The sequence below is a fragment of the Halopseudomonas formosensis genome (assembly GCF_900115905.1).
Lineage (GTDB): Bacteria > Pseudomonadota > Gammaproteobacteria > Pseudomonadales > Pseudomonadaceae > Halopseudomonas > Halopseudomonas formosensis.
In genome coordinates, this window is the sequence record NZ_FOYD01000003.1 from 84,641 (window position 1) to 105,474 (window position 20,834).

18 protein-coding genes and 3 tRNA genes are annotated in these 20,834 nt (G+C 62.8%); 5 read left to right on the forward strand and 16 right to left on the reverse strand.

Going from position 1 to position 20,834, the window contains the following annotated elements; all coding sequences use genetic code 11:
- Positions 1-19: 19 nt before the first annotated feature.
- Entirely contained in the window at positions 20-958 is a 939-nt protein-coding gene (locus BM046_RS05730; RefSeq protein ID WP_090537911.1) for a chemotaxis protein CheV, read from the reverse strand.
- Between the two features lie 113 nt (positions 959-1,071).
- Between BM046_RS05730 and flgA the strand changes: the two genes are divergently transcribed.
- From flgA to BM046_RS05750, 4 genes are all read left to right on the forward strand, one after another.
- Positions 1,072-1,797 (forward strand): flagellar basal body P-ring formation chaperone FlgA, encoded by a 726-nt coding sequence (gene flgA / locus BM046_RS05735; RefSeq protein ID WP_090537913.1) that lies wholly within the window; start codon positions 1,072-1,074, stop codon positions 1,795-1,797.
- Positions 1,798-1,958: 161 nt separating this feature from the next.
- The gene (gene flgM / locus BM046_RS05740) at positions 1,959-2,270 is read left to right on the forward strand and encodes a flagellar biosynthesis anti-sigma factor FlgM (RefSeq protein WP_090537915.1); all 312 of its coding nucleotides are present in this window, start codon (positions 1,959-1,961) and stop codon (positions 2,268-2,270) included.
- Positions 2,271-2,305: 35 nt separating this feature from the next.
- A complete protein-coding gene (locus BM046_RS05745; protein ID WP_090537917.1) occupies positions 2,306-2,767 on the forward strand; it encodes a flagella synthesis protein FlgN in 462 nt (153 codons plus the stop codon).
- A 52-nt stretch (positions 2,768-2,819) separates the two neighbouring features.
- A complete protein-coding gene (locus tag BM046_RS05750) occupies positions 2,820-3,566 on the forward strand; it encodes a flagellar brake protein (RefSeq protein WP_090537919.1) in 747 nt (248 codons plus the stop codon).
- Positions 3,567-3,590: 24 nt separating this feature from the next.
- On the opposite strand, the gene BM046_RS05755 is transcribed toward BM046_RS05750, so the two are convergent.
- From BM046_RS05755 to BM046_RS05765, 3 genes are all read right to left on the reverse strand, one after another.
- Positions 3,591-4,901 (reverse strand): MFS transporter, encoded by a 1,311-nt coding sequence (locus BM046_RS05755; RefSeq protein ID WP_268875169.1) that lies wholly within the window; start codon positions 4,899-4,901, stop codon positions 3,591-3,593.
- A gap of 143 nt (positions 4,902-5,044) precedes the next feature.
- Positions 5,045-7,210 carry a hypothetical protein gene (locus BM046_RS05760; protein WP_177197799.1) on the reverse strand — a complete coding sequence of 722 codons (2,166 nt, stop codon included), beginning with the start codon at positions 7,208-7,210 and terminating at the stop codon, positions 5,045-5,047.
- A gap of 142 nt (positions 7,211-7,352) precedes the next feature.
- Positions 7,353-7,429: transfer RNA gene (locus BM046_RS05765), tRNA-Arg, on the reverse strand.
- A gap of 317 nt (positions 7,430-7,746) precedes the next feature.
- On the opposite strand from BM046_RS05765, the gene BM046_RS05770 reads away from it, so the two are divergent.
- Positions 7,747-8,064, forward strand: a complete 318-nt coding sequence (locus BM046_RS05770) for an Arc family DNA-binding protein (protein WP_090537923.1) — start codon at positions 7,747-7,749, stop codon at positions 8,062-8,064.
- A gap of 95 nt (positions 8,065-8,159) precedes the next feature.
- Here the strand turns inward: BM046_RS05770 and BM046_RS05775 are convergent, their stop codons facing one another.
- The 12 genes from BM046_RS05775 to BM046_RS05830 form a co-directional block, all read right to left on the reverse strand.
- Complete coding sequence (locus BM046_RS05775) at positions 8,160-9,296, reverse strand: sodium ion-translocating decarboxylase subunit beta (protein ID WP_090537925.1); 1,137 nt, start codon at positions 9,294-9,296, stop codon at positions 8,160-8,162.
- A 10-nt stretch (positions 9,297-9,306) separates the two neighbouring features.
- Positions 9,307-11,085: a sodium-extruding oxaloacetate decarboxylase subunit alpha gene (gene oadA / locus BM046_RS05780; RefSeq protein WP_090537927.1), complete on the reverse strand. Its 1,779-nt coding sequence runs from the start codon at positions 11,083-11,085 to the stop codon at positions 9,307-9,309.
- 52 nt (positions 11,086-11,137) lie between these two features.
- Positions 11,138-11,395: an OadG family protein gene (locus tag BM046_RS05785; protein ID WP_090537929.1), complete on the reverse strand. Its 258-nt coding sequence runs from the start codon at positions 11,393-11,395 to the stop codon at positions 11,138-11,140.
- Between the two features lie 223 nt (positions 11,396-11,618).
- A tRNA-Arg gene (locus tag BM046_RS05790) sits at positions 11,619-11,695 on the reverse strand.
- Between the two features lie 98 nt (positions 11,696-11,793).
- Positions 11,794-11,884: transfer RNA gene (locus BM046_RS05795), tRNA-Ser, on the reverse strand.
- A gap of 60 nt (positions 11,885-11,944) precedes the next feature.
- Positions 11,945-12,130, reverse strand: coding sequence for a carbon storage regulator CsrA (gene csrA, locus BM046_RS05800; protein ID WP_090537930.1), 186 nt, complete (start codon positions 12,128-12,130; stop codon positions 11,945-11,947).
- Between the two features lie 185 nt (positions 12,131-12,315).
- On the reverse strand, positions 12,316-13,554 hold the full coding sequence (locus BM046_RS05805; protein WP_090537932.1) for an aspartate kinase: 1,239 nt from the start codon (positions 13,552-13,554) through the stop codon (positions 12,316-12,318).
- 76 nt (positions 13,555-13,630) lie between these two features.
- Positions 13,631-16,252: an alanine--tRNA ligase gene (gene alaS, locus BM046_RS05810; RefSeq protein ID WP_090537934.1), complete on the reverse strand. Its 2,622-nt coding sequence runs from the start codon at positions 16,250-16,252 to the stop codon at positions 13,631-13,633.
- 134 nt (positions 16,253-16,386) lie between these two features.
- Positions 16,387-17,439 carry an arginine N-succinyltransferase gene (gene astA, locus BM046_RS05815; protein ID WP_090537936.1) on the reverse strand — a complete coding sequence of 351 codons (1,053 nt, stop codon included), beginning with the start codon at positions 17,437-17,439 and terminating at the stop codon, positions 16,387-16,389.
- Positions 17,440-17,441: 2 nt separating this feature from the next.
- The gene (locus BM046_RS05820; RefSeq protein ID WP_090537938.1) at positions 17,442-18,461 is read right to left on the reverse strand and encodes an arginine N-succinyltransferase; all 1,020 of its coding nucleotides are present in this window, start codon (positions 18,459-18,461) and stop codon (positions 17,442-17,444) included.
- 12 nt (positions 18,462-18,473) lie between these two features.
- Positions 18,474-19,688 (reverse strand): aspartate aminotransferase family protein, encoded by a 1,215-nt coding sequence (locus tag BM046_RS05825; protein ID WP_090537940.1) that lies wholly within the window; start codon positions 19,686-19,688, stop codon positions 18,474-18,476.
- A 62-nt stretch (positions 19,689-19,750) separates the two neighbouring features.
- The gene (locus BM046_RS05830) at positions 19,751-20,731 is read right to left on the reverse strand and encodes a GlxA family transcriptional regulator (RefSeq protein WP_090537941.1); all 981 of its coding nucleotides are present in this window, start codon (positions 20,729-20,731) and stop codon (positions 19,751-19,753) included.
- Between the last annotated feature and the right edge of the window lie 103 nt (positions 20,732-20,834).

Consider the following 20,834-nt stretch of genomic DNA (forward strand, 5'->3'; position numbering starts at 1 on the left):
CAGACCCATGAAATCATATTCAAGCATGTTCAACTCCGGCTCCACGCATCCGCGCGAGCACCCTGTCGGCCAGTTCGTCGGGGCTGAACTTGGCCAGGAAATCGTCCGCCCCCACCTTGCGCACCATGGCCTGATTGAACACACCGGACAGGGAGGTGTGCAGCATCACGTGCAGATCCTTCAGCCGGGGGTCACTGCGCACCTCGGCGGTGAGAGTGTAGCCATCCATCTCCGGCATTTCGATGTCGGAGATCATCATCAGCAGATCCTCGGTGACATCCCTGCCCTGGTCCGCCTGCTGCTTGAGCCAGTCCAGCGCCTGACGTCCATCATTGAGGGCAAAGACCTCGATGCCGAGCGATTCCATGCAGCGGATGATCTGCCGCCGCGCCACTGAGGAATCGTCCACGACCAGAATGCGGCTGCCGGTAGCCTCCGGCATCGCCTCGGTGGTGGTTGCCTGCTGCGGCAGGGCCTCGTCCCCGGCCAGCACCTCGGCCAGAACCTTCTCCACATCGATGATTTCCACCATCTGGTCTTCCACCCGGGTAACCGCGGTCAGGTAGTGGTCGCGACCGGTCCCCTTTGGCGGTGGATGTACGTCACTCCAGTTCAGGTTGACGATGCGCTCCACCGCCCGCACCAGAAATCCCTGAACCCGGTTGTTGTATTCGGTGATGATGACGAAGGCCGTGGACAGGTCTTCCAGCGCCCGGCCACCGGTAGCCCGCCCCAGATCAATGATCGGCAGCGTTCCGCCGCGGATGTGCGCCACGCCGCGGACAATGGGATTGAGCCTGGGTAGCAGCGTCAGTCGAGGGCATTGCAGTACTTCCTTGACCTTGAACACATTGATGCCATACAGCTGCCGCCCGTTCAGGCGAAACAGCAGCAGCTCGAGTCGGTTCTGTCCTACCAACTGGGTGCGCTGATCCACTGAGGCCATTATGCCAGCCATGAAACTACTCCTTCTTTAATGGAAGCGCAGACGGCATGATCCTTGCTTGCATCCATCAGACACTTTGGGACGCCGGCGATTTGACACACATCGCACGATCGAGGTTGGATTATATGCAGTTTCGGGCACCTTTTATCCGGCTGATTATAGCCATTACCCTCACGGGCTGTGGCAGCCTGCACGCCAATCCGCTTATCGACCAGCTTATCGGCACCACCACCGCATATCTTGAGGATCAGGTTGCGCTTCATCTGGCCGCCAGCAGCCAACCGGCCCGGCATGAGATCAGCGTCAACCGCCTGGACCCCAGGCTGCGTCTGCCGCTGTGCCCGGCGGACGCGATCAGCGCCCAGCTCGAAAGCCCGGAGATCCCCGTCGGCCGGGTCACGGTCCGGGTCAGCTGCGACAGCAGCCAGGTACAATGGCGCCTGTTTGTGCCCGCCCAGGTGGACCTCTTCCAGTCGGTAGTGGTACTCACCCGACCACTCGCCCGTCACGCCATCCTCGGCCCGGAGGACATCACACTGCGCGAGCGCAATATCGGCCAGATCAGCGGAGGTTACCTGCTGCAACCTGAACAGGCGATCGGCATGCGCCTGCGGCGCCCGGTACAGGCCGACAGCGTGCTCAGCCCCCAGCAGCTGGAGCAGGATGAGACGGTCAAACGCGGCGACCGGGTGGTCATCACCGCAGCCAACAGCCGGGTCGCCGTGCGCATGCCCGGTGAAGCACTGGAAAGCGGTGGCACCGGCGCGCAGATCCGGGTGCGCAACACCCGTTCCGACCGCGTCGTGCGCGCCCGGATAGTCGGGCCCGGTCAGGTGGAAGTCCACATGTAGTGCCCCTCCCACGGAAGCTATACTTGCCAGCCTGCCATCCATTGGGCAACACTGTGAGGCAGATCACATATCCAACCCTGAATCTTTCAGGAAAAGCCTAAAGTTTACGGCCCCGCGGCCGTTACAGAGGCCGATGAAGCATTCAGGCTGAGGACATACACATGGTCATCGATTTCAACCCGGGCACCAACGGCGCCTCGCGCAGCAGCCAGAGCAGTGCTACTGCCGGCAAGCGCGAGGTCACTGCCGATCGCCCGGCCGGCACCCAGAATACCGGTCAGCCGGCAACCGGCGACGCCGAGGTCCGTCTGAGCAATCAGGCCCAGCAGCTGCAGGCGATAGAAGAGCGTCTGCGTGAGCTGCCGGAAGTAGACACTGCGCGCGTGGAGCGGATCAAGCAGGCCATTGCCGACGGCAGCTACCAGCCGGACAGTCGCCGCATTGCCGACAAGCTGATCGACCTGGAATCCTGAGTGACGGCCGGCGCCCCACTGGTGGAGAGTGAAGGATGCGGCAACTGAGCGAGCTGTTCGCGAGGGCTACAACCCTGTGCCAGCAGTTCACCGACCTGCTCGACAGGGAGAAGCAGGCCCTGCTCGATCAGGACATGACGGCGTTGCAGGGGCTGCTTGACGAGAAGTCTGCGGCAATGGCTGCGCTCAATGAGGTGCACGCCGAGATGACTGCGCAGTTGCAGGCAGCCGGCATGCCCGAGGATCTCAGCCCCGGGGATTTCATCCGCGGTCTGGGCGACGACCAGCTGTCCCGGCAGCATGCCGATTTCCTCGACGCAGCCGGGGCCTGCGAGGAAGCCAATCTGCGTAATGCACGCCTGATCCGCCACAGCCAGCACATCAACAGCAACCTGCTCGACCTGCTGCGCAACCAGGGGGAAACCAGCCTGAATGTGTATGATCGCCTCGGCAATGCCAACCGCGCACGCCCGGGACGACCGATCAGCCGCGCCTGATATATGATCGCTGTCACCGGTCAGGAATTACGGATGAGAAGCTGACGTGTCAATGCTCCTAGAACAGGGTCTCGGCCCGCAGCCCCCCAGGGAAGTCACCGCACCGCTGGAGATCCAGTCACTGCTCAAGGCATTGCACGCCGCGAGAACGCCGCTGGAGGTCCGTTTCGAGGAGCGGGCCCAGACCTTCCAGAGTTATCTGGTCGAACTCGATACCGCCAGCGGCATGTTGTATATCGACGAGCTCATTCCCTCCGTCGGTGACAAGTGGATGACCCAGCGCGAGAATTTCCGTGTCGATGCCTGGCTCGACGGCGTCCACCTGCGCTGGCAGCACAGCGACGCCGCGCAGGTCGAACTGGATGACGGCGCTCCGGCCTTCAGCCTCCCCTTCCCGACGCAGCTGACCTATCACCAGCGCCGCGGCGCCTACCGGGCAGCGGTACAGCGCAGCATCGACACCCGCCTCGAGCTTGTGCACAGCGCCGACAAGCGCGCATTCGCCGGCGAACTCCTCGACATCTCCGTTACCGGCTGCAAGCTGCGCCTGGCCGGCAACCAGCTTCAGGCCCTGCAACCGGGCGAGCGCTACGAGCGCAGCCAGTTGCAACTGGAGGACAGTCCCTTGCTGGACGTGGCGGTGGAGATCCGCCATCGCACCTACCATGAGGCCGGCGATGAAACCCATGTGGGCCTGCACTTCCACCAGCCGCCGGCGGTCACCCAGCGCCACATCGAGCGCTTCGTAACCCAGTTGCAGCGCGAAGCGCGGCGTCAGGCGCGCGAAGACCTGTTCTGATCGCCCGTGCCGGCCAGGGCTCCCTCAGCCCGGCCGGTGCTCCTCTTCATCCTGATCCCCGGCCGGCTCCAGGGCGGCCTCATCCACCATCTGCTCCATCACCACCTGCTCATCCACCCGCGGGTCTATCGCCGCCGCCAGCGGAGAGCTCGCCAGGTTACCCGCCGCCGGCATGAACTGGATGGGCGCCTCTTCCACCAGATTCTCCCCGGTGACCCGCTCCGGGCGCACGAACACCACCAGCAGCAGACTGCAGCAGGCCATGAACACGTACAGCATGCCGGGCCCGCCCAGCTGCATGAGCACCGAGCCGAGCAGCGGACCGGTACTGGCACCGACACCGAAGGTGACCAGCAGGGTCGCCGCCAGCTGCACCCGCCGCTCCTGATCGACGTGGTCATTGGCCAATGCCACCGCCAGCGGATACAGCGTGAACGCCAGCAGGCCGAACAGGGTAGTCAGCCACATGAGGACCCCAGGCAGAGAAATCAGGGCTATCAGCAGGGACACCGTGGTCAGGATGATGGCATTCACCTGGATCATGCGGCTGCGGTCAAAGCGGTCGGACAACCAGCCGGCCGGCCCCTGCGCGAAGAGCCCCGCACCGATGGTGACCGCCATGAAGACGCCGACCAGATGGGTATCCAGGCCCGACGCGGCCGCATAGGTCGGCGCCAGTCCGTAGAAGGAACCGAGCAGCAGCCCGGCCACACCTATGGTGCTCAACGCCTGGGGGATGCGTTTGATGAAATGGCGGATTTCCAGGGGCGCGGGATGCAGCGGCGCCGGGTGAATACGGCGGGTTACCGCCACTGGCACCAGGCACAGGGAGAAACACATCGCCACCAGAATCACGTGCCGGAAGCTCAGCTCGGGCATCCAGGTCAGGATCAGTTGCCCCAATCCCAGCCCGAGAAAGGTCACCAGCATGTAGCCCGCAAACACGGTGCCGCGCTGGTGGGACTCGGCCTGTTCGTTCAGCCAGCTCTCCAGCACCATGTACTGGCACATCATCGCCACCCCTACCAGCCAGCGCAGCGCCAGCCAGACTTCCACGCTGGAGGTCAGCGCATGGCCAAGTACCGACGCCGTCACCACACCGGCACTGGCGACGAAGGCGCGGATATGGCCGACCCGGGCGATGAGCCGGTGCCCCACGCTGGCACCCATGACCAGCCCCACGTAATAGCCGGTCATCAACAGTCCTATCCAGACCGCGTTGACCCCTTCGGCCGCCAGACGAAGGCCCAGATAGGTACTGAGAAGGCCGCTGCCGATCAGCATCAGCAACGTGGAGAAATAGAGCGAGGAGAACGAGGAAAGGGTACTGGGCAACGGTGCCTCCCGAAAACGTACAGCAGGTTGGCTGAAGGGTTGATCAATGGCCGCATCCCTGCTGGCCAGAACAAGCATAGCAGCCGTTTGCCCACAAACGAAAAAGGCAGCCCCAGGGCTGCCTTCTCCGGATCACGCCGTTGTCAGGCCGGCGGCGCGGCAGGCGGCGTCACCGAGGCGGAAAACCAGCCGGCCTGGAGACCGAACAGGGCCAGCCCCAGTACCACCACCAGCAACAGCAGCCAGGGCCATACCGGCCTGCGGGCGGCATAGGGATCGCGCAGGGAACGGGCCGACCCACCGGGCAGAGTGGCCAGCTGGGTAAGCGCGGTGCCGAAGGCGATGTTGATCCGCGCCTGGCTGTTGACTGCCCAGCCGTTGGCATCAAGGATCGGCCCCAGGTTGCGCCGGCGCAGCTTGAACCAGGCCATCAGCATCGACGGACCGGAAATGGCCAGCAGCACACCCACCACCACCAGAGGCCACTGCCACCACTGCAGCGACATCAGTCCGCTGAAGATGGCAGCCAGGGCGGCGCCCAGCGCACCAACCGCCAGGCCGATGGCGGCAAAGATCCCGGCAAACTTGGCAATGTCGAAGGTCTTGGAGGCGGCACTGGCTTCCGCCGGCGCGGTTGCACTGGTGCCGACCTGGGCGGCTGCGTTGTTGACCAGGGCGTCATCACGGCTGGCGGCGAATTTCTGGATCTGGTCGGACACCAGCTTGGAGATCCGGCGGTAGGGTGACCAGAAGGCTTCCCGTACGCTGATGGCGCTCTGCACCACCTTGACCACGGTGGCGTCCCAGTCGTTGCCATCGCGATCATAGAACAGGCCGTTGCGTCCCACCGCCAGCTCGCTCTGCTCACCCGCGGTGACCGCTGCCACTATGTTCAGCGTCTCCCGGTCCCTGACCGGCTGGCCACGACGGGTACAGGCGCAATACAGCAGGAAACTCTCGCTGTTGGCGGCCACTGCACTGTGGGCATCCACATCGCCCACTTCCACCACGAGATCGCAGCTGCGGCCATCGATGTACAGCCGGCCGGCCTGGAAAATGGCCTTCTCCCGACGCCAGTAGAAGTTCTGGAAGGACACGAAGTTGCGCAGCAGGGTTACCAGTCCCCGTTGCAGACGCAGCAACTTGTCCAGATCCACCAGACCACCGGCGGCCTCGGCCACTTCCAGGTCCCTGGCCACCAGTTCCAGCAGGCGCGGCTGCACGCCCTGCTCCACCAGCTCGACAACGCGCTCCACACTCAGGACCTCGAGAATGCGCACCTGGGGCTTGGCTGCCTGCCAGGCAAAATAGTCATCGCTGCGCGCGGTCAGCTCCTGCCACTGGCTGCGTGTGATGGACTCCACATCGCCCAGCACCGGACGCACCACATGCTCGCGCAGAGCCAGCATAGCCGGTCGCCAGGCAGGGTTTATGCCCTGCTGCAGCGGCAGGCTCTCGCCGTACTGCAGGCTGGCCAGGGGCAGATCGGCAATCTGGCTGGCATCGGCCAGGTTCAGGGCAGACAGGCGTGTCAGCTCGGCCTCATCGGCATTCATGATGCTGGCCGCCCGCGGGTCGAAGGCCGCCATCTCCACCCGGGTGAAGTAATCATCGATCTTGTCGCGCAGTGCACTGATGGCAGCAACCGCCTGCTCCTCGTCCGGACCAAGCGACTGCACGCCGTGCTGCGCACCGCCCTGTTGCCACTCCTGCACTTGACGGGCCTGATCGAAGAACTCGTTGATCAGTGCTTCGGAGACGGCAGGCTCTCCACTGCGATCCTGCTCGCCACCCAGACAGCTGATGATATCGGCAATGGCCGCCTGCAGCCCGGCGTCACTGGTCAGGCTGGCCGGCACCAGACCGTCGCCGTTGGTCTCACCCGGCGGGAACAGCGCTGCCAGGTCATCGGTATCCGCCGCTGTCAGCCCCTGCTCGGGGTCACGGCCCAGCACCTTCAGCAACCGCTGCGCTGCAGCGGCAAGACGGTGGCCGTCCTCGGTGTCAGGGAAGGACGCCAGCGTCAGGGGCTCTTCCCGGAACAGGCTCTGGGGATCGGCCAGATGGGCCAGGGTCCAGTCCACCGCGTCCAGGATCTCCGGCGCACGGATCCGCCCATCGCCGTTGGTATCTATATAGGCCAGCATGCGCTGGTCCAGTTCAAGATTGCGGGTGGGACAGGCCAGCGCGGCCCACAGCTTCTGGTCCAGACCACGCAATGCAGCCAGGTCTTCCGGAGTTTCCAGTTGCACCTGGTCGAAACCGCCGGCACGGAAGAATTTCCAACGATGAGTGGATAGAGCGCCCATAACATTCCCTTCATATTCAGGACGAGAGGTAAACCGCTGTATTCTGGCAGCAAACCCGGGTTGCGGCGAGAGGTCCGAACAAGTTTAGCGAAGGTTTCGCGCTGCGCCCGAAGCAAAACGCAACGGCGGCATGGGGAGGAAATGGTGCGCAAGCCCGGATTCGAACCGGGGACCTATCGCTTAGGAGGCGATTGCTCTATCCAGCTGAGCTACAAGCGCACGGAAATGCAGGTTTCAGCGTGGCGGATATTACCCGATTACAGGAATACTTGACCACCTTGACAAATGCTGCCAAAGTTCGATCTCAAATGGCCAGCGTCGGAAAGTCGTCACCTTGTGGACGTATTTCCGGCACTTTGGGAGCGGACGCAGGAAGATCGGGCATTGAATTTGAGCAAAATGCCTTTATCCGTTGTCCATGTCACGGGCTCGTGGGTCATCTGCCAGCCCAACGACACGGCAGCTTGGATGGCAGGAAGCCATAGGGTTCCAACTGGCCGGGATCGATTCATCAGCTAAAAGCGATATTTTTGCCCATGAAAACTGCACTTCAGCACTACACTAGCCGCACCGCCGACAAGTTTGTCGTTCGACTGCCCGAAGGCATGCGAGACCGCATAGCAGAAGTTGCCAAGCAACATCACCGCAGCATGAACTCCGAGATCATTGCACGTCTGGAGCACAGTCTGCTGGACCTGCCGAGCCTGCCCGAGTACCCCTCTCGCCAGGCGCTCAACGATCAGCAGATCGATGCACTGAATCAACCCGAGCGTGAACTGCTGCTGCGCTTCCGTGAGATGAGCCGCCGCCAGCAGAACGCGCTGCTTGCCCTGTTGGCCGCCGAACAGGCCTGATCGGCAGTCAGCTCCAGACACCCCCGCCGGGGACCGGAAATGAAAGAGCCCGCCAGGGTTGCCTGGCGGGCTCTTTCGTTTCCGCAAAGCGGATATCAGCTGACGAAGGCCAGCAGGATACCAGCGGCGACCGCGGAGCCGATCACACCCGCCACGTTCGGACCCATGGCGTGCATTAGCAGGAAGTTCTGCGGATTGGACTCCAGCCCCACCTTGTTCGACACCCGCGCTGCCATAGGCACCGCCGACACCCCTGCCGACCCGATCAGGGGGTTGATCTTGTGCTTGCTGAACAGGTTCATCAGCTTGGCCATCAGCACCCCACCGGCGGTGCCCATGCAGAAGGCAATCATGCCCAGCACCAGAATCCCCAGGGTAGTCAGCTGCAGAAAGGCATCGGACGACAGCTTGGAGCCCACCGCCAGCCCCAGGGCAATGGTGACGATATTGATCAGGGCGTTACGGGTGGTATCGGCCAGACGCTCCACCACGCCACACTCGCGCATCAGGTTACCGAAGCAGAACATGCCTACCAGCGGCGCGGCATCCGGCAGCAGCAGGGAGATGAGCAGCAGCAACACCAGCGGAAAGACGATCTTCTCGGTCTTGCTCACGGTGCGCAGCTGGGTCATGACAATGGCCCGCTCCTGTTCGGTGGTCAGCGCACGCATGATCGGTGGCTGGATCAGCGGCACCAGTGCCATGTAGGAGTAGGCTGCCACGGCAATGGGGCCGAGCAGATCCGGCGCCAGCTTGGAGGTGACGAAGATCGAGGTCGGACCATCCGCCCCGCCGATGATGGCGATCGAGGCCGCTTCACGCAGGGTGAACTCGAAACCGGGAACGCCCCAAGCGGTCAACGCCAGCGCCCCGAGCAGAGTACCGAAGATGCCGAACTGCGCCGCCGCGCCCAGCAGCAGGGTGCGGGGGTTGGCCAGCATCGGACCGAAATCGGTCATGGCGCCCACGCCCATGAAGATCAGCAGCGGGAACACACTGGTGGGAATGCCGATATCGTAGATCAGCCTGAGCAACCCCCCGGCCTCGGCCATGCCCGCCACCGGCAGGTTGGCCAGCACACCGCCGAAACCGATGGGAATCAGCAGCAGGGGCTCGAACCCCTTGCGGATGGCCAGATAGATCAACAGCAGACAGACCAGGATCATCAGCACCTGGCCGGGTGCAATGTGGTACAGACCTGTGGTCTGCCACAAGAGTGCCAGCTTTTCCATGGAGCTCTCCTCAGCCTATGGTCACCAGGGTGTCGCCCACGGCCACGGCATCGCCGGCCTTGACTGCGACGGACGCAATGACACCCGAGCGCTTGGCACGGACCTCGGTCTCCATCTTCATGGCTTCCAGGATGAGAATCAGCTCACCCTCCTCGACCTGATCGCCGGGATTGACCAGCACCTTGAAGATATTGCCGGCCAGTGGCGCGCCCTGCGGCTCGCCATCACCAGCCGCCGACGCCGGAGCGGGTGCAGCGCTGCTGACACCACTCAGCGGCTTGATGCCACTGATATCACCGCCCTCGGCCACCTGAACCACGAAATCGCGACCATTGACCGAGACGGTGTAGACCTCCGGTCCCGTCGCCGGTGCTGCCGCTGTCTCCCGGCCCGTGGGCACCGGCTCGAAGGCCGCCGGGTTGCCGCGGTTTTCCAGAAACTTGAGGCCGATCTGCGGGAACAGGGCGTAGGTCAACACATCATCGATCTCATTGGCGCCGAGCTGGATGCCCTTCTGCGCAGCAATTTCGCGCAGCTCTTCGGTCAGACGATCCAGCTCCGGCTCGAGCAGATCCGCCGGGCGACAGGTGATCGGCTCTGCGCCATCCAGAACCCGGGCCTGCAGGCCGGCATTGAACGGCGCCGGCGCGGCACCATACTCGCCCTTGAGTACACCGGCGGTTTCCTTGGTGATGGACTTGTAACGCTCACCGGTGAGCACGTTCAGTACCGCCTGGGTACCGACGATCTGCGAGGTGGGCGTTACCAGCGGAATGAAGCCCAGATCCTCACGTACCCGGGGAATCTCCTCGAGCACCTGGTCGAACTTGTCTCCGGCGCCCTGCTCCTTCAGCTGGCTCTCCATGTTGGTGAGCATGCCGCCGGGAACCTGGGCGACCAGAATGCGTGCGTCCACACCCTTGAGGTTGCCCTCGAATTTCGCGTACTTCTTGCGCACCTCGCGGAAGTAGGCCGCAATCTCCTCCAGTAGATTGAGGTCCAGTCCGGTGTCCCTGGGCGTGTTCTGGAACATCGCGACGATGGACTCGGTCGGCGAATGGCCATAGGTCATGGACATGGACGAAATGGCGGTATCCACGTTGTCGATACCCGCCTCTGCGGCCTTGAGGATGGCCGCCGAAGACAAACCGGCAGTGGCATGGCACTGCATGTGGATCGGGATGCTCAGGGTCTGCTTGAGTCTGGAAACCAGTTCGAATGCGACATAGGGGGTGAGAATGCCGGCCATATCCTTGATGGCAAGCGAGTCGGCACCCATGTCTTCGATTCGCCTGGCCAGGTCCACCCACATATCCAGGGTATGCACCGGGCTGGTGGTATAGGAGATGGTGCCCTGAGCATGCTTGCCGACCTGACGCACCGCCTGCAATGCGGTCTCCAGATTGCGCGGATCGTTCATCGCATCAAACACTCGGAACACGTCCACACCATTGTACGCGGCGCGCTCGACGAACTTCTCCACCACATCATCGGCATAATGGCGGTAGCCAAGCAGGTTCTGACCGCGCAGCAGCATCTGCTGCCGGGTATTGGGCATGGCCCGTTTCAGCTCGCGGATGCGCTCCCAGGGGTCCTCGCCCAGATAACGGATGCAGGCGTCGAAGGTGGCTCCGCCCCAGGACTCGACAGACCAGAACCCCACCCGATCTAGCTTCTCGGCAATGGGCAACATGTCTTCAAGACGCATGCGGGTAGCAAGAATGGATTGGTGCGCATCCCGCAGGATGACATCGGTGATACCCAGTGCACCGGGTTGCAAGTCACTCATGTAGGTCAGACCTTATTGTTTATCTTGTCTTTTGCGTTATGCGCAGAATCGGTCAGGCTGCGCGACGGGAGCGATGCTGGCGTATCGCGGCAGTGATGACCGCCAGCATCTCGGGATCAACAGCCGGCTCGCTTGCGGGCGCCTTGCGGACCGGCGCAGCAGCAACCGGCGCCTGCTCCGGAAAGAAACGCGATACCAGCCAGGACATGAGATTGGTGCAGCCGACCAGCAGGATGAGGAACAGGAATACCGCCCCCATTCCGACGAACATCAGCTCCACCCCCTCCATCAGCAACTCATTGGACGTCATTGTTATTCCCCCTTGGTCAGGTATCCGGATCCTGATGAGCCGGTTGAATGTACCTGTGCTCGGGCTTCCAATCAATCACAAAGCGGAAGTAGACCGCCAATTCGAACGGTAGTGATCAGGAAAGCCGCCAGGCACTGGTCCGAGCAAGCGGCGCGTGCGCGGGCCAGCACGGAGAAACTCGAGACGAAAAAAAACCCACTGCCTGGGCAGTGGGCTTTCCGTATGGCGCACTCGGGAGGATTCGAACCTCCGACCGCTCGGTTCGTAGCCGAGTACTCTATCCAGCTGAGCTACGAGTGCGTTGTGGGTGCGTATTATAGAGTGTTCTCTTTGCCTGTCAACCTGTTTTTTCTTTTTAATTCAAGAAATTACCTGTTGACAACTCTACAATACAAAAGTGGCGGAGAGGGAGGGATTCGAACCCTCGACACCCTTTTGAGGTGTACTCCCTTAGCAGGGGAGCGCCTTCGGCCTCTCGGCCACCTCTCCGTAACACGCGCAGAATATTAACCGTGCCGCTGCGCTAATGCAATGAAAAATTTAAGAAAATTAGGTATTTGATGACTCATCCTTTTCTTTCTGGATGCGCTGGTAGATTTCCTCGCGGTGAACCGCCACTTCTTTCGGAGCGTTGACGCCGATTCGGACCTGATTGCCCTTCACACCCAGCACAGTTACCGTTACTTCATCACCTACCATCAGGGTTTCACCCACCCTGCGAGTCAGAATAAGCATTCCATTTCTCCTTGCTCATTTAATCAGGACACAGTCCGAAAAACCCGGGCCCTTGTATTGGCCGTCACGTTCGCCTAAGTGTGACCACAACCTTGCCCGGGCGTTCGATTGGATGAACCTTTTAATGCCCTGGCCAGAGGCAGACGCTGCTGCGCCCGCCCCATTTTCGCCCGAAACGACGTCCCTTACTCGGTAACCTGCTCCGAGGGCGCATCCAGCTCGAAGGCCGAATGCAGACTGCGGACTGCCAGCTCCAGGTACTTCTCATCGATCACCACGGAGATTTTGATCTCCGAGGTAGAGATCATCAGGATGTTGATGCCATGCTTGGCCAGCGCCTCGAACATCTTGCTCGCCACACCGGCATGGGAGCGCATCCCGACCCCGACAATGGAGACCTTGGCAATGCCGCTGTCGCCTGCGACCTCGCGAGCACCGATCTCCGCCGCTACCCTGTGCAGTATCTCTTCGGTACGACGCTGGTCACTGCGGTTGACGGTGAAGGTGAAATCGGTGGTGTGATCCTGTGCCACGTTCTGCACGATCATGTCGATCTCGATGTTCGCCGCACTGACCGGCCCCAGAATCTTGTATGCCACGCCGGGAGTGTCCGGCACACCACGAATGGTCAGTTTGGCTTCATCACGGTTGAATGCAATGCCGGAGATGACGGGCTGTTCCATTGAAAGCTCTTCCTCAAGGGTAATCAGGGTCCCGGGACCCTCTTTGAAACTGTGCAGCACACGCAGTGGCACGTTGTATTTGCCGGCGAACTCCACCGCCCGGATCTGCAATACCTTGGAGCCGAGACTGGCCATCTCGAGCATTTCCTCGAAGGTGATCTTGTCCAGCCGGCGGGCGCTGTCTACCACCCGGGGGTCGGTGGTGTAGACGCCATCCACATCAGTATAGATCTGACATTCATCTGCTTTCAGCGCAGCGGCCAGCGCCACCGCGGTAGTATCGGAGCCGCCCCGGCCCAGAGTGGTGATATTGCCGTTGTCATCCATACCCTGGAAACCGGCGACAATGGCTACCTTGCCGCTGTCCAGCGCATCGCGCAGCTTGCCATCATCAATATGCTGGATACGCGCCTTGCCGAAGGCGTTGTCGGTACCGATGCGCACCTGGGGTCCGGTAAAGGACACGGCCGGCACCCCAATGGCCTTCAGCGCCATGGCCAGCAGACCTATGGTCACCTGCTCACCGGTAGACAGGATCACATCGAGCTCCCGGGGATCCGGATCCTCGCTGATATCCCTGGCCAGCGCGATCAGCCGGTTGGTTTCGCCACTCATGGCGGAGACCACGACCACCAGCCCGTGCCCTTCGGCTCTGAACTTCCTGATTTTCTCGGCTACCTGGGTAATGCGTTCCACACTGCCCACCGAGGTACCACCAAACTTCTGGACAATAAGTGCCATTTGTTGCACCAACCCCCATGCCGTAATCGGTTGCCCGATTTGTTGCGTCCGCCCTCAGGGCCGACCCCTCAAATTCCTACTGCTGTGCCACCCACTCGGCCGCGCTGTTCAGCGCTGCGTCCAAGGCGGCAACGTCGGTGCCACCACCCTGCGCCCTGTCCGGGCGACCGCCGCCCTTGCCGCCGACGGCCTGGGCAGTCTGGCGAATCAGATCGCCGGCCTTGACCCGACCGGTCAGGTCACCGGTGACACCGGCTACCAGCACCACCTTGCCATCCAGCTCGCCACCGAGCAGGATGACCGCCGAACCCAACTTGTTCTTCAGCTGATCGATCAGTGCCAGCAGACCCTTGCCGTCGACACCGTCGACGCGCTTGATCAGCACCCGCATGCCGTTGATCTCGCGGGCTTCGCCGGCCATGTCGCTGCCGGCGGCGCTGGCGGCCCTGGCCTTGAGCTGCTGCACTTCCTTCTCCAGCTGCTGGGTACGCTCCAGCGCCGCCGACAGCTTGCCGAGCAGGTTCTCCCGGTTGCCACGCAGCAGTTGCGCGGCCTGACGCAGCTGATCCTCGGCCTCATTCACCCAGGCCATGGCTGCCGCACCGGTGACCGCCTCGATCCGGCGCACCCCGGAAGCAATACCGCCTTCGCTGATGATCTTGAACAGACCGATGTCCCCGGTGCGGCTGACGTGGGTGCCACCGCAGAGCTCGACGGAGAAGCCGCCTCCCATGGTCAGCACGCGCACCTGGTCACCATATTTCTCACCGAACAGGGCCATGGCGCCCTTGGCCTTGGCGGTCTCGATATCGGTCACCTCGATCTCCACCGCCGAGTTGGCGCGGATCTGTTCGTTGACCAGCTGCTCCAGCTCGCGCAGCTGCTCGGGACGGATGGCCTCGAAATGACTGAAGTCGAAGCGCAGGCGCTGGCTGTCAACCAGCGAGCCCTTCTGCTGAACGTGTTCGCCGAGTATCTGGCGCAGGGCAGCGTGCAGCAGGTGGGTCGCCGAGTGGTTGGCCTTGGTTGCATCGCGGATGCTGTCATCCACCACCGCCTTGACGCTGGTACCTACCGCCAGACTGCCGCTGGTTACCACACCATGGTGCAGGTGGGCGCCGCCGGCCTTGGTGGTGTCGCGTACATCGAAGCGCACCCCGGCGCTGCTCAGATAGCCGCTGTCGCCGACCTGCCCGCCGGATTCGGCGTAGAAGGGGGTCTGGTCCAGTACCACCACACCCTTTTCGCCCTCAGCCAGACTGTCTACCGCCTGACCATCGCGGAACAGCGCGACGATCTGCGCGGCGCCGCTGGTGCTGGTGTAACCCTCGAACCGGGTGTCGGCATCGACCTTGACCAGCTGGTTGTAATCCAGCCCGAACTGACTCGCAGCCCGGGCACGCTCGCGCTGGGCCTCCATGGCGACTTCGAACCCGGCTTCGTCGATGGTCAGCCCGCGCTCGCGGGCGATGTCGCCGGTCAGGTCCATCGGGAAGCCGTAGGTGTCGTACAGCTTGAAGACGATGTCCCCAGGAATCTCGCTGCCCTTGAGCTCGGCCAGATCCTGCTCGAGGATGCGCAGGCCCTGCTCCAGGGTACGGGCGAACTGCTCTTCCTCGGTCTTGAGCACCCGCTCGATGTGGGCCTGCTGCGCCTGAAGCTCGGGGAAGGCCTCGCCCATCTCCGCGACCAGCGTCGGCACTATGCGGTGGAAGAAGGTCTCGGTCGCACCAAGCTTGTTACCGTGACGGCAGGCGCGGCGGATGATGCGGCGCAGCACGTAGCCACGGCCTTCGTTCGATGGCAGCACGCCGTCGGCAATCAGGAAGCTGCAGGAGCGGATATGATCGGCCACCACCTTCAGCGAGGCTTGGTTCTCCTGAGCGCAGCCGATGGCCTCGGCGGCGCCCTTGAGCAGATTCTGGAACAGGTCGATCTCGTAGTTAGAGTTCACATGCTGCATCACCGCGCTGATGCGCTCCAGGCCCATGCCGGTATCCACGCTCGGGGCAGGCAGGGGATGCAACACACCATCGGCGGTGCGGTTGAACTGCATGAAGACGTTGTTCCAGATCTCGATATAGCGATCGCCATCCTCTTCCGGGCTGCCCGGAGGGCCGCCCCAGATATGTTCGCCGTGATCATAGAAGATCTCGGTGCAGGGACCACAGGGACCGGTATCACCCATGGCCCAGAAGTTGTCCGAGGCGTAGGGCGCACCCTTGTTGTCACCGATGCGCACCATGCGCTCGGCGGGTACACCGATCTCCTTCGTCCAGATGTCATAGGCCTCGTCATCACTGGCATAGACGGTGACCCAGAGCTTCTCGGCAGGCAGATTCAGCCATTTGTCCGAGGTCAGAAACTCCCAGGCATAGTGAATGGCATCACGCTTGAAGTAATCGCCGAAGCTGAAGTTGCCCAGCATCTCGAAGAAGGTATGGTGCCGTGCGGTGTAGCCCACATTCTCCAGGTCATTGTGCTTGCCGCCGGCACGCACGCACTTCTGGCTGCTGACCGCCCGGGTATAGGCGCGTTTTTCCAGTCCAAGGAAGCAGTCCTTGAACTGGTTCATGCCCGCATTGGTGAACAGCAGGGTCGGGTCATCGGCCGGCACCAGCGAACTGGAGGCGACTCGGGTATGGCCCTTCTCTTCAAAGAAGCGAAGGAAAGCTTCACGGATCTCAGCGCTTTTCATAGGTCCCTTACCACGGATCAGGTCAGCCGGGCTCACGCCGGGCAAAGTGAGTCATTATATAGGCATAGCCGCAGGGCATGCATTACCTGCGGGATCAGATAGTTCTATCGTGGCGATTGAGTCTGCCGATCAACTCAACCGGCCACCGGTCCGGCATAGGGGTCCACGTCGGCGACCCCACCCAGCAGTGGGACGGCCCGCACCGGCGTACCGGCCCGCAGGCGCAGACGTTCAGCCGTCTCGGCGGCAACCACCAGGGTTCCGGCAGCAAGGCGCCCCGGTGCGGCGGTGATGCGGCAATCGGCCCGCCCACGGTTGTGGATCAGATAGGTCTGCGCCTCGTCTCCGGGCGTGCCTATGGCCAGCAGCAGCGTCTGGCTGTCGCGGATGCTGCGGATGTGATTGAAGGGCGCCTCTATGGTGACGCCGCCGTCGAAGATATCGATGTACCCCTGATCCTGCAGCCCCTCCTCCAGCAGCATCACCAGCGCCGGCTCGGAATCCGGATGCACCCGGCCCATGGCCGCGCGCGCCGCCTCACTGAGAAAACACGCATACAGCGGAAACTTCGGCATCATCTCGGCGATGAAGGACTTGCTGCCGGTGCCTGTCAGGTAATCCGCCCGGGCAAAGTCCATGCGGAAGAAGTGCCGGCCCAGACTGTCCCAGAACGGAGAACGACCCTCGGCATCGGACAGGCCACGCATCTCGGCTATGACCCTGGGGGCAAAGTCGGCAGCGAACTCGGCCATATGGATGAAGCGCGCCCGCGACAGCAGCCGGCCATTGAGACTGTGCCGATACGGCGGACTCAGAAACAGCGAGCACAGGGCAGAGGCACCGGTCAGATCATTGGTCAGAAACAGCGTCGGTTGCTGGCGGTACACGTTGAGTTCACGGCTGGCGGTGACCGTCAGCCCGCGACGATAACTGTACCAGGGCTCACGCAAACCCGCCGCCGCCAGCACACCGCTGGTACCGATCACCTGGCCCGAGGCATCCTCCAGCACGAACAGGTAGTCCGCGTCGGCCATCGGCAGGGTACCGGCAAAGCTCGCCTCCACCGTCTGCAGTCGTCGTTCCAGACGCTCCTCACTGGCGGGCAGACTGGTCAGACCCGACCCGGCCTCCAGAGCCAGCTGCAGCAGCGCCGGCAGATCCGCAACAGTTGCCGCCCGTACCAGCATGCTCAGGCCCCTCCGATCAGTCTGAGACTGTCACCCTCGGTGACATTCAGCAGTTGCGCCAGCTGCGCATCCAGAATTACCGGCTCACCGGGGTTCCAGGCCAGCGGGATGAGACAGGCACGAAAGTCCCTGACCTTCTCGTTGGCCACCAGCCAGCTGCCGGTCGGCTCCAGGGACTGGCCGATCCGGACACTGGCCACCTGGCTGGCGCGTACCGTGTGAAGCTCGGCCGTGCGCGCCTGTACCACGGGGCCACCGTCGAAGATATCGATGTAGTTGTCGCTTTCGAAGCCTTCATCCATGAGGATGTCATAGACCATCTGCGAGGCAGGCCGCACCTGACCGATCACTTCCTGGGCCGAATCCGGCAGCATGGGCACGTACAGGGGGTAGCCCGGCAGCAGTTCGGCCAGCACGCTGCGACCCAGGCTGCTGCCCAGGCGCTCCGCCTCGGCGTAGTCCACATCGAAGAAATGCCGACATACGCCATCCCAGAACGGCGAGTTGCCTTGCTCGTCGCTGATGCCCGAGATCTCCACCGCTATCGAGTCGGCAAAGCGCTGGGGATGGGAGGCGGCGAACAGCAGCCGGCCACAGGCGTTGAGCTTGAGCGAGTCGTGGCTGCGCCAACGCGGATCCATGTAGAAGCCGGTCAGCAGGCTGTGGCCTGTCAGGTCATGACACAGCGACAGTACATGGATGCGGTTGTGCAGGCCCAGCTCGCGGGAGGCGTGAACGAACATCTCGTTGCGGAAGGTGTAGAACGGCTGGCTGAAGCCGGCAGCGGAGATGATGCTGCTGCAGCCGACCAGGGTGCCGCTGTCCACATCCTCGAGCACGAAGAAATAACGCTCGTCGCCGGTGAAGACCACATCCTCATCCATCGCCGCTTCGGTACCCTCGATGATCACCGACAGGCGCTCGCGGTCGGCCGGCAGGGAGGTGATCCCTACCGGGCTGGCGATGGCCAGCCGCTCGATTTCGGGTAGATCCGCCAGGGTACACAGGCGTTGGATGAGCATGGTCTCCTCCGGTTACTGCGCCAGTTTCAGCAGCGCTGTACGCAGCCGTCCCAGCGCTTCACGAATATCCGCCTCGGGAATGATCAGACTCGGTGCCAGACGCATAACGTCGGCGCCGGCCTGCAGCACCAGTACCCCTTCCTGCTGGGCCAGTTTCATCAGCTGCCCGGCCTGGCCCTGATAGCGCTCGGCCAATACCGCACCGATGAGCAGGCCCTGTCCACGGACCGCCGAGAACACTCCCAGCTCATCATTCAGGGTCCGCAGGCCGCGCGTCAGCAGGTTGTGGCGTTCGGTCACCCCTTCCAGCACCTGGGGGGTGTTGATGAGGTCCAGTACCCTTTCAGCCACGGCACAGCCCAGCGGGTTGCCGCCGTAGGTGCTGCCATGGGTGCCGACGCTCAGGGCCGGGGCCACCCGGTCGGTGGTGAGCATGGCGGCAATCGGGAAACCGCCGCCGATACCCTTGGCGCTGGTCAGGATGTCCGGGGTCACGCCGCTGTGCATGTAGGCGTAGAGTTTGCCGGTACGACCCATGCCGCTCTGCACCTCATCGAAGATCAGCAGTGCATTGTGCTTGTCACAGAGCGCCCGCACCGCCTGAAGGTATTCGGTACTGGCCGGGATCACCCCGCCCTCGCCCTGTACCGGCTCCAGCACCACGGCACAGGTGCGCTCGGAGATCTGCGCTTCCAGGGCAGCAATGTCATTGTAAGGCACGTGGCTGATTCCACCGATGGCCGGACCGAAGCCCTGGGAGTACTTGGGCTGGCCACCCACGCTGACGGTGAACAGGGTCCGACCATGGAAGCTGTTGCTGCAGGCGATGATCTCGTGCTTGTCCGGACCGACATTGTCGTTCGCCCAGCGCCGGGCCAGCTTGAAGGCCGCTTCGTTGGCTTCGGCGCCGGAGTTGACGAACAGCACCCGGTCTGCGAAGGTCGCCGCCACCAGCTTGGCCGCCAGGCGCAACGCCGGCTCGTTGGTCATGATGTTGGATACATGCCAGAGCTTCTGCGCCTGACGGGTGAGTACCTCGACCAGTTCCGGGTGGGCGTGACCCAGCGAGTTGACCGCGATGCCGCCGGCCAGGTCGATGTATTCGCGACCCTCCTGGTCCCACAGGCGCGATCCCTGCCCTCGCACCGGCACCATATCGACGGGGGCGTAATTGGGCATCATGTACCGATCGAAGTCGGCGCGGCTGACCTGCATGGACTGCGACATCTACTCAACTCTCCTGTGATCGCCTGAGGCGCATACGAATCGGCATGCCGTGCATGCCGTGCTTACAAACTGACCCGTCCGTCCTGTGCCTGCTGGGCACGGTACTGGTTCCGGTCCTCCCGGGGAGTGACACCGAAACAGTTGCGGTAGGCACTGGAAAAATGCGGGCCAGAGGAAAAACCGCAGGACAGACCTATCTGGATTATGGATTTGCTGGTCTGCTGCAGCATCTGCCGCGCCCGATTCAGGCGCAGCTCAAGATAATACTGCGATGGAACGCTGTTGAGATACTGCTTGAATATGCGTTCCAGCTGCCGCCGGGAGACACACACGTGCCGCGCGATCTCGTCGGTGGTCAAGGGCTCCTCGATATTGGACTCCATGAGGATCACGGCCTGGGTCAGCTTCGGATGAGTACTGCCCAGACGGTTGCGCAGCGGCACCCGCTGCTGTTCACTTCCCAGGCGAATGCGTTCGATGTTCAGGTCCTCGGCCACCAGCGCTGCCAGATCGGCTCCGTGGTGCTCGGTCACCAGGGTCAGGAACAGATCGGTGATGGCGTAACCGCTGCCACTCATCCGTCCCTCGTCACGCTCGAACAGCCGGGTGCCCGCCTGCACCGTCGGGAAGCGCTCGCGAAACTCCTCCAGCATCCGCCAGTGCACCGCGCAGCGACGCCCATCCAGCAGACCGGCCATGGCCAGCGGGAACACCCCCTCCTCCAGCCCGCCGAGCGTCACGCCCTCCCGGGCCAGACTGCGCAGCTGCTGCGCCAGCGCCGGTGGAATGGATGTCGGCAACTGCGCCACATCGGCCACCAGCCACAGCTGGTCCAGATCCTCAGGCACCTGATCCCAGCGCCGCGCCGGCAGCTGCCAGCCTTCGGATGACACCAGGGACTCATCGTCCAGGGTATAGCAGTCGACCCGATACAGCTGCGTCTCGGCCATGCGATTGGCCGAGCGCAGTACCGTCAGGGCAGGCATGACTATCGCCGGGTGACAGCCCGGCCACAGCAGAAACGCCGTGCGCCGTACGGTCATCCGCTGGTCCGCCTGTGGCTGAGAAAAGCGCTCATGGTCACGCCCGAGTCCGTTTTGGAGTCCAAGGGCGCATTGTGCCACAGGCCGGGGCCGGCAGCGAAGA

Excerpts from the sequence above, each read along its gene's own strand:
- astA (WP_090537936.1), bottom strand. The coding sequence starts at position 17,439 with ATGCTGGTACGGGCGGCAACTGTTGCGGATCTGCCGGCGCTGCTGCAG.
- BM046_RS05805 (WP_090537932.1), bottom strand. The coding sequence starts at position 13,554 with ATGGCACTTATTGTCCAGAAGTTTGGTGGTACCTCGGTGGGCAGTGTG.
- BM046_RS05830 (WP_090537941.1), bottom strand. The coding sequence starts at position 20,731 with ATGACCGTACGGCGCACGGCGTTTCTGCTGTGGCCGGGCTGTCACCCG.
- csrA (WP_090537930.1), bottom strand. The coding sequence starts at position 12,130 with ATGCTTATTCTGACTCGCAGGGTGGGTGAAACCCTGATGGTAGGTGAT.
- BM046_RS05760 (WP_177197799.1), bottom strand. The coding sequence starts at position 7,210 with ATGGGCGCTCTATCCACTCATCGTTGGAAATTCTTCCGTGCCGGCGGT.
- BM046_RS05745 (WP_090537917.1), top strand. The coding sequence starts at position 2,306 with ATGCGGCAACTGAGCGAGCTGTTCGCGAGGGCTACAACCCTGTGCCAG.
- BM046_RS05820 (WP_090537938.1), bottom strand. The coding sequence starts at position 18,461 with ATGCTCATCCAACGCCTGTGTACCCTGGCGGATCTACCCGAAATCGAG.
- BM046_RS05785 (WP_090537929.1), bottom strand. The coding sequence starts at position 11,395 with ATGACGTCCAATGAGTTGCTGATGGAGGGGGTGGAGCTGATGTTCGTC.
- BM046_RS05730 (WP_090537911.1), bottom strand. The coding sequence starts at position 958 with ATGGCTGGCATAATGGCCTCAGTGGATCAGCGCACCCAGTTGGTAGGA.
- BM046_RS05770 (WP_090537923.1), top strand. The coding sequence starts at position 7,747 with ATGAAAACTGCACTTCAGCACTACACTAGCCGCACCGCCGACAAGTTT.
- flgA (WP_090537913.1), top strand. The coding sequence starts at position 1,072 with ATGCAGTTTCGGGCACCTTTTATCCGGCTGATTATAGCCATTACCCTC.
- oadA (WP_090537927.1), bottom strand. The coding sequence starts at position 11,085 with ATGAGTGACTTGCAACCCGGTGCACTGGGTATCACCGATGTCATCCTG.
- flgM (WP_090537915.1), top strand. The coding sequence starts at position 1,959 with ATGGTCATCGATTTCAACCCGGGCACCAACGGCGCCTCGCGCAGCAGC.
- BM046_RS05750 (WP_090537919.1), top strand. The coding sequence starts at position 2,820 with ATGCTCCTAGAACAGGGTCTCGGCCCGCAGCCCCCCAGGGAAGTCACC.
- alaS (WP_090537934.1), bottom strand. The coding sequence starts at position 16,252 with ATGAAAAGCGCTGAGATCCGTGAAGCTTTCCTTCGCTTCTTTGAAGAG.
- BM046_RS05775 (WP_090537925.1), bottom strand. The coding sequence starts at position 9,296 with ATGGAAAAGCTGGCACTCTTGTGGCAGACCACAGGTCTGTACCACATT.
- BM046_RS05825 (WP_090537940.1), bottom strand. The coding sequence starts at position 19,688 with ATGTCGCAGTCCATGCAGGTCAGCCGCGCCGACTTCGATCGGTACATG.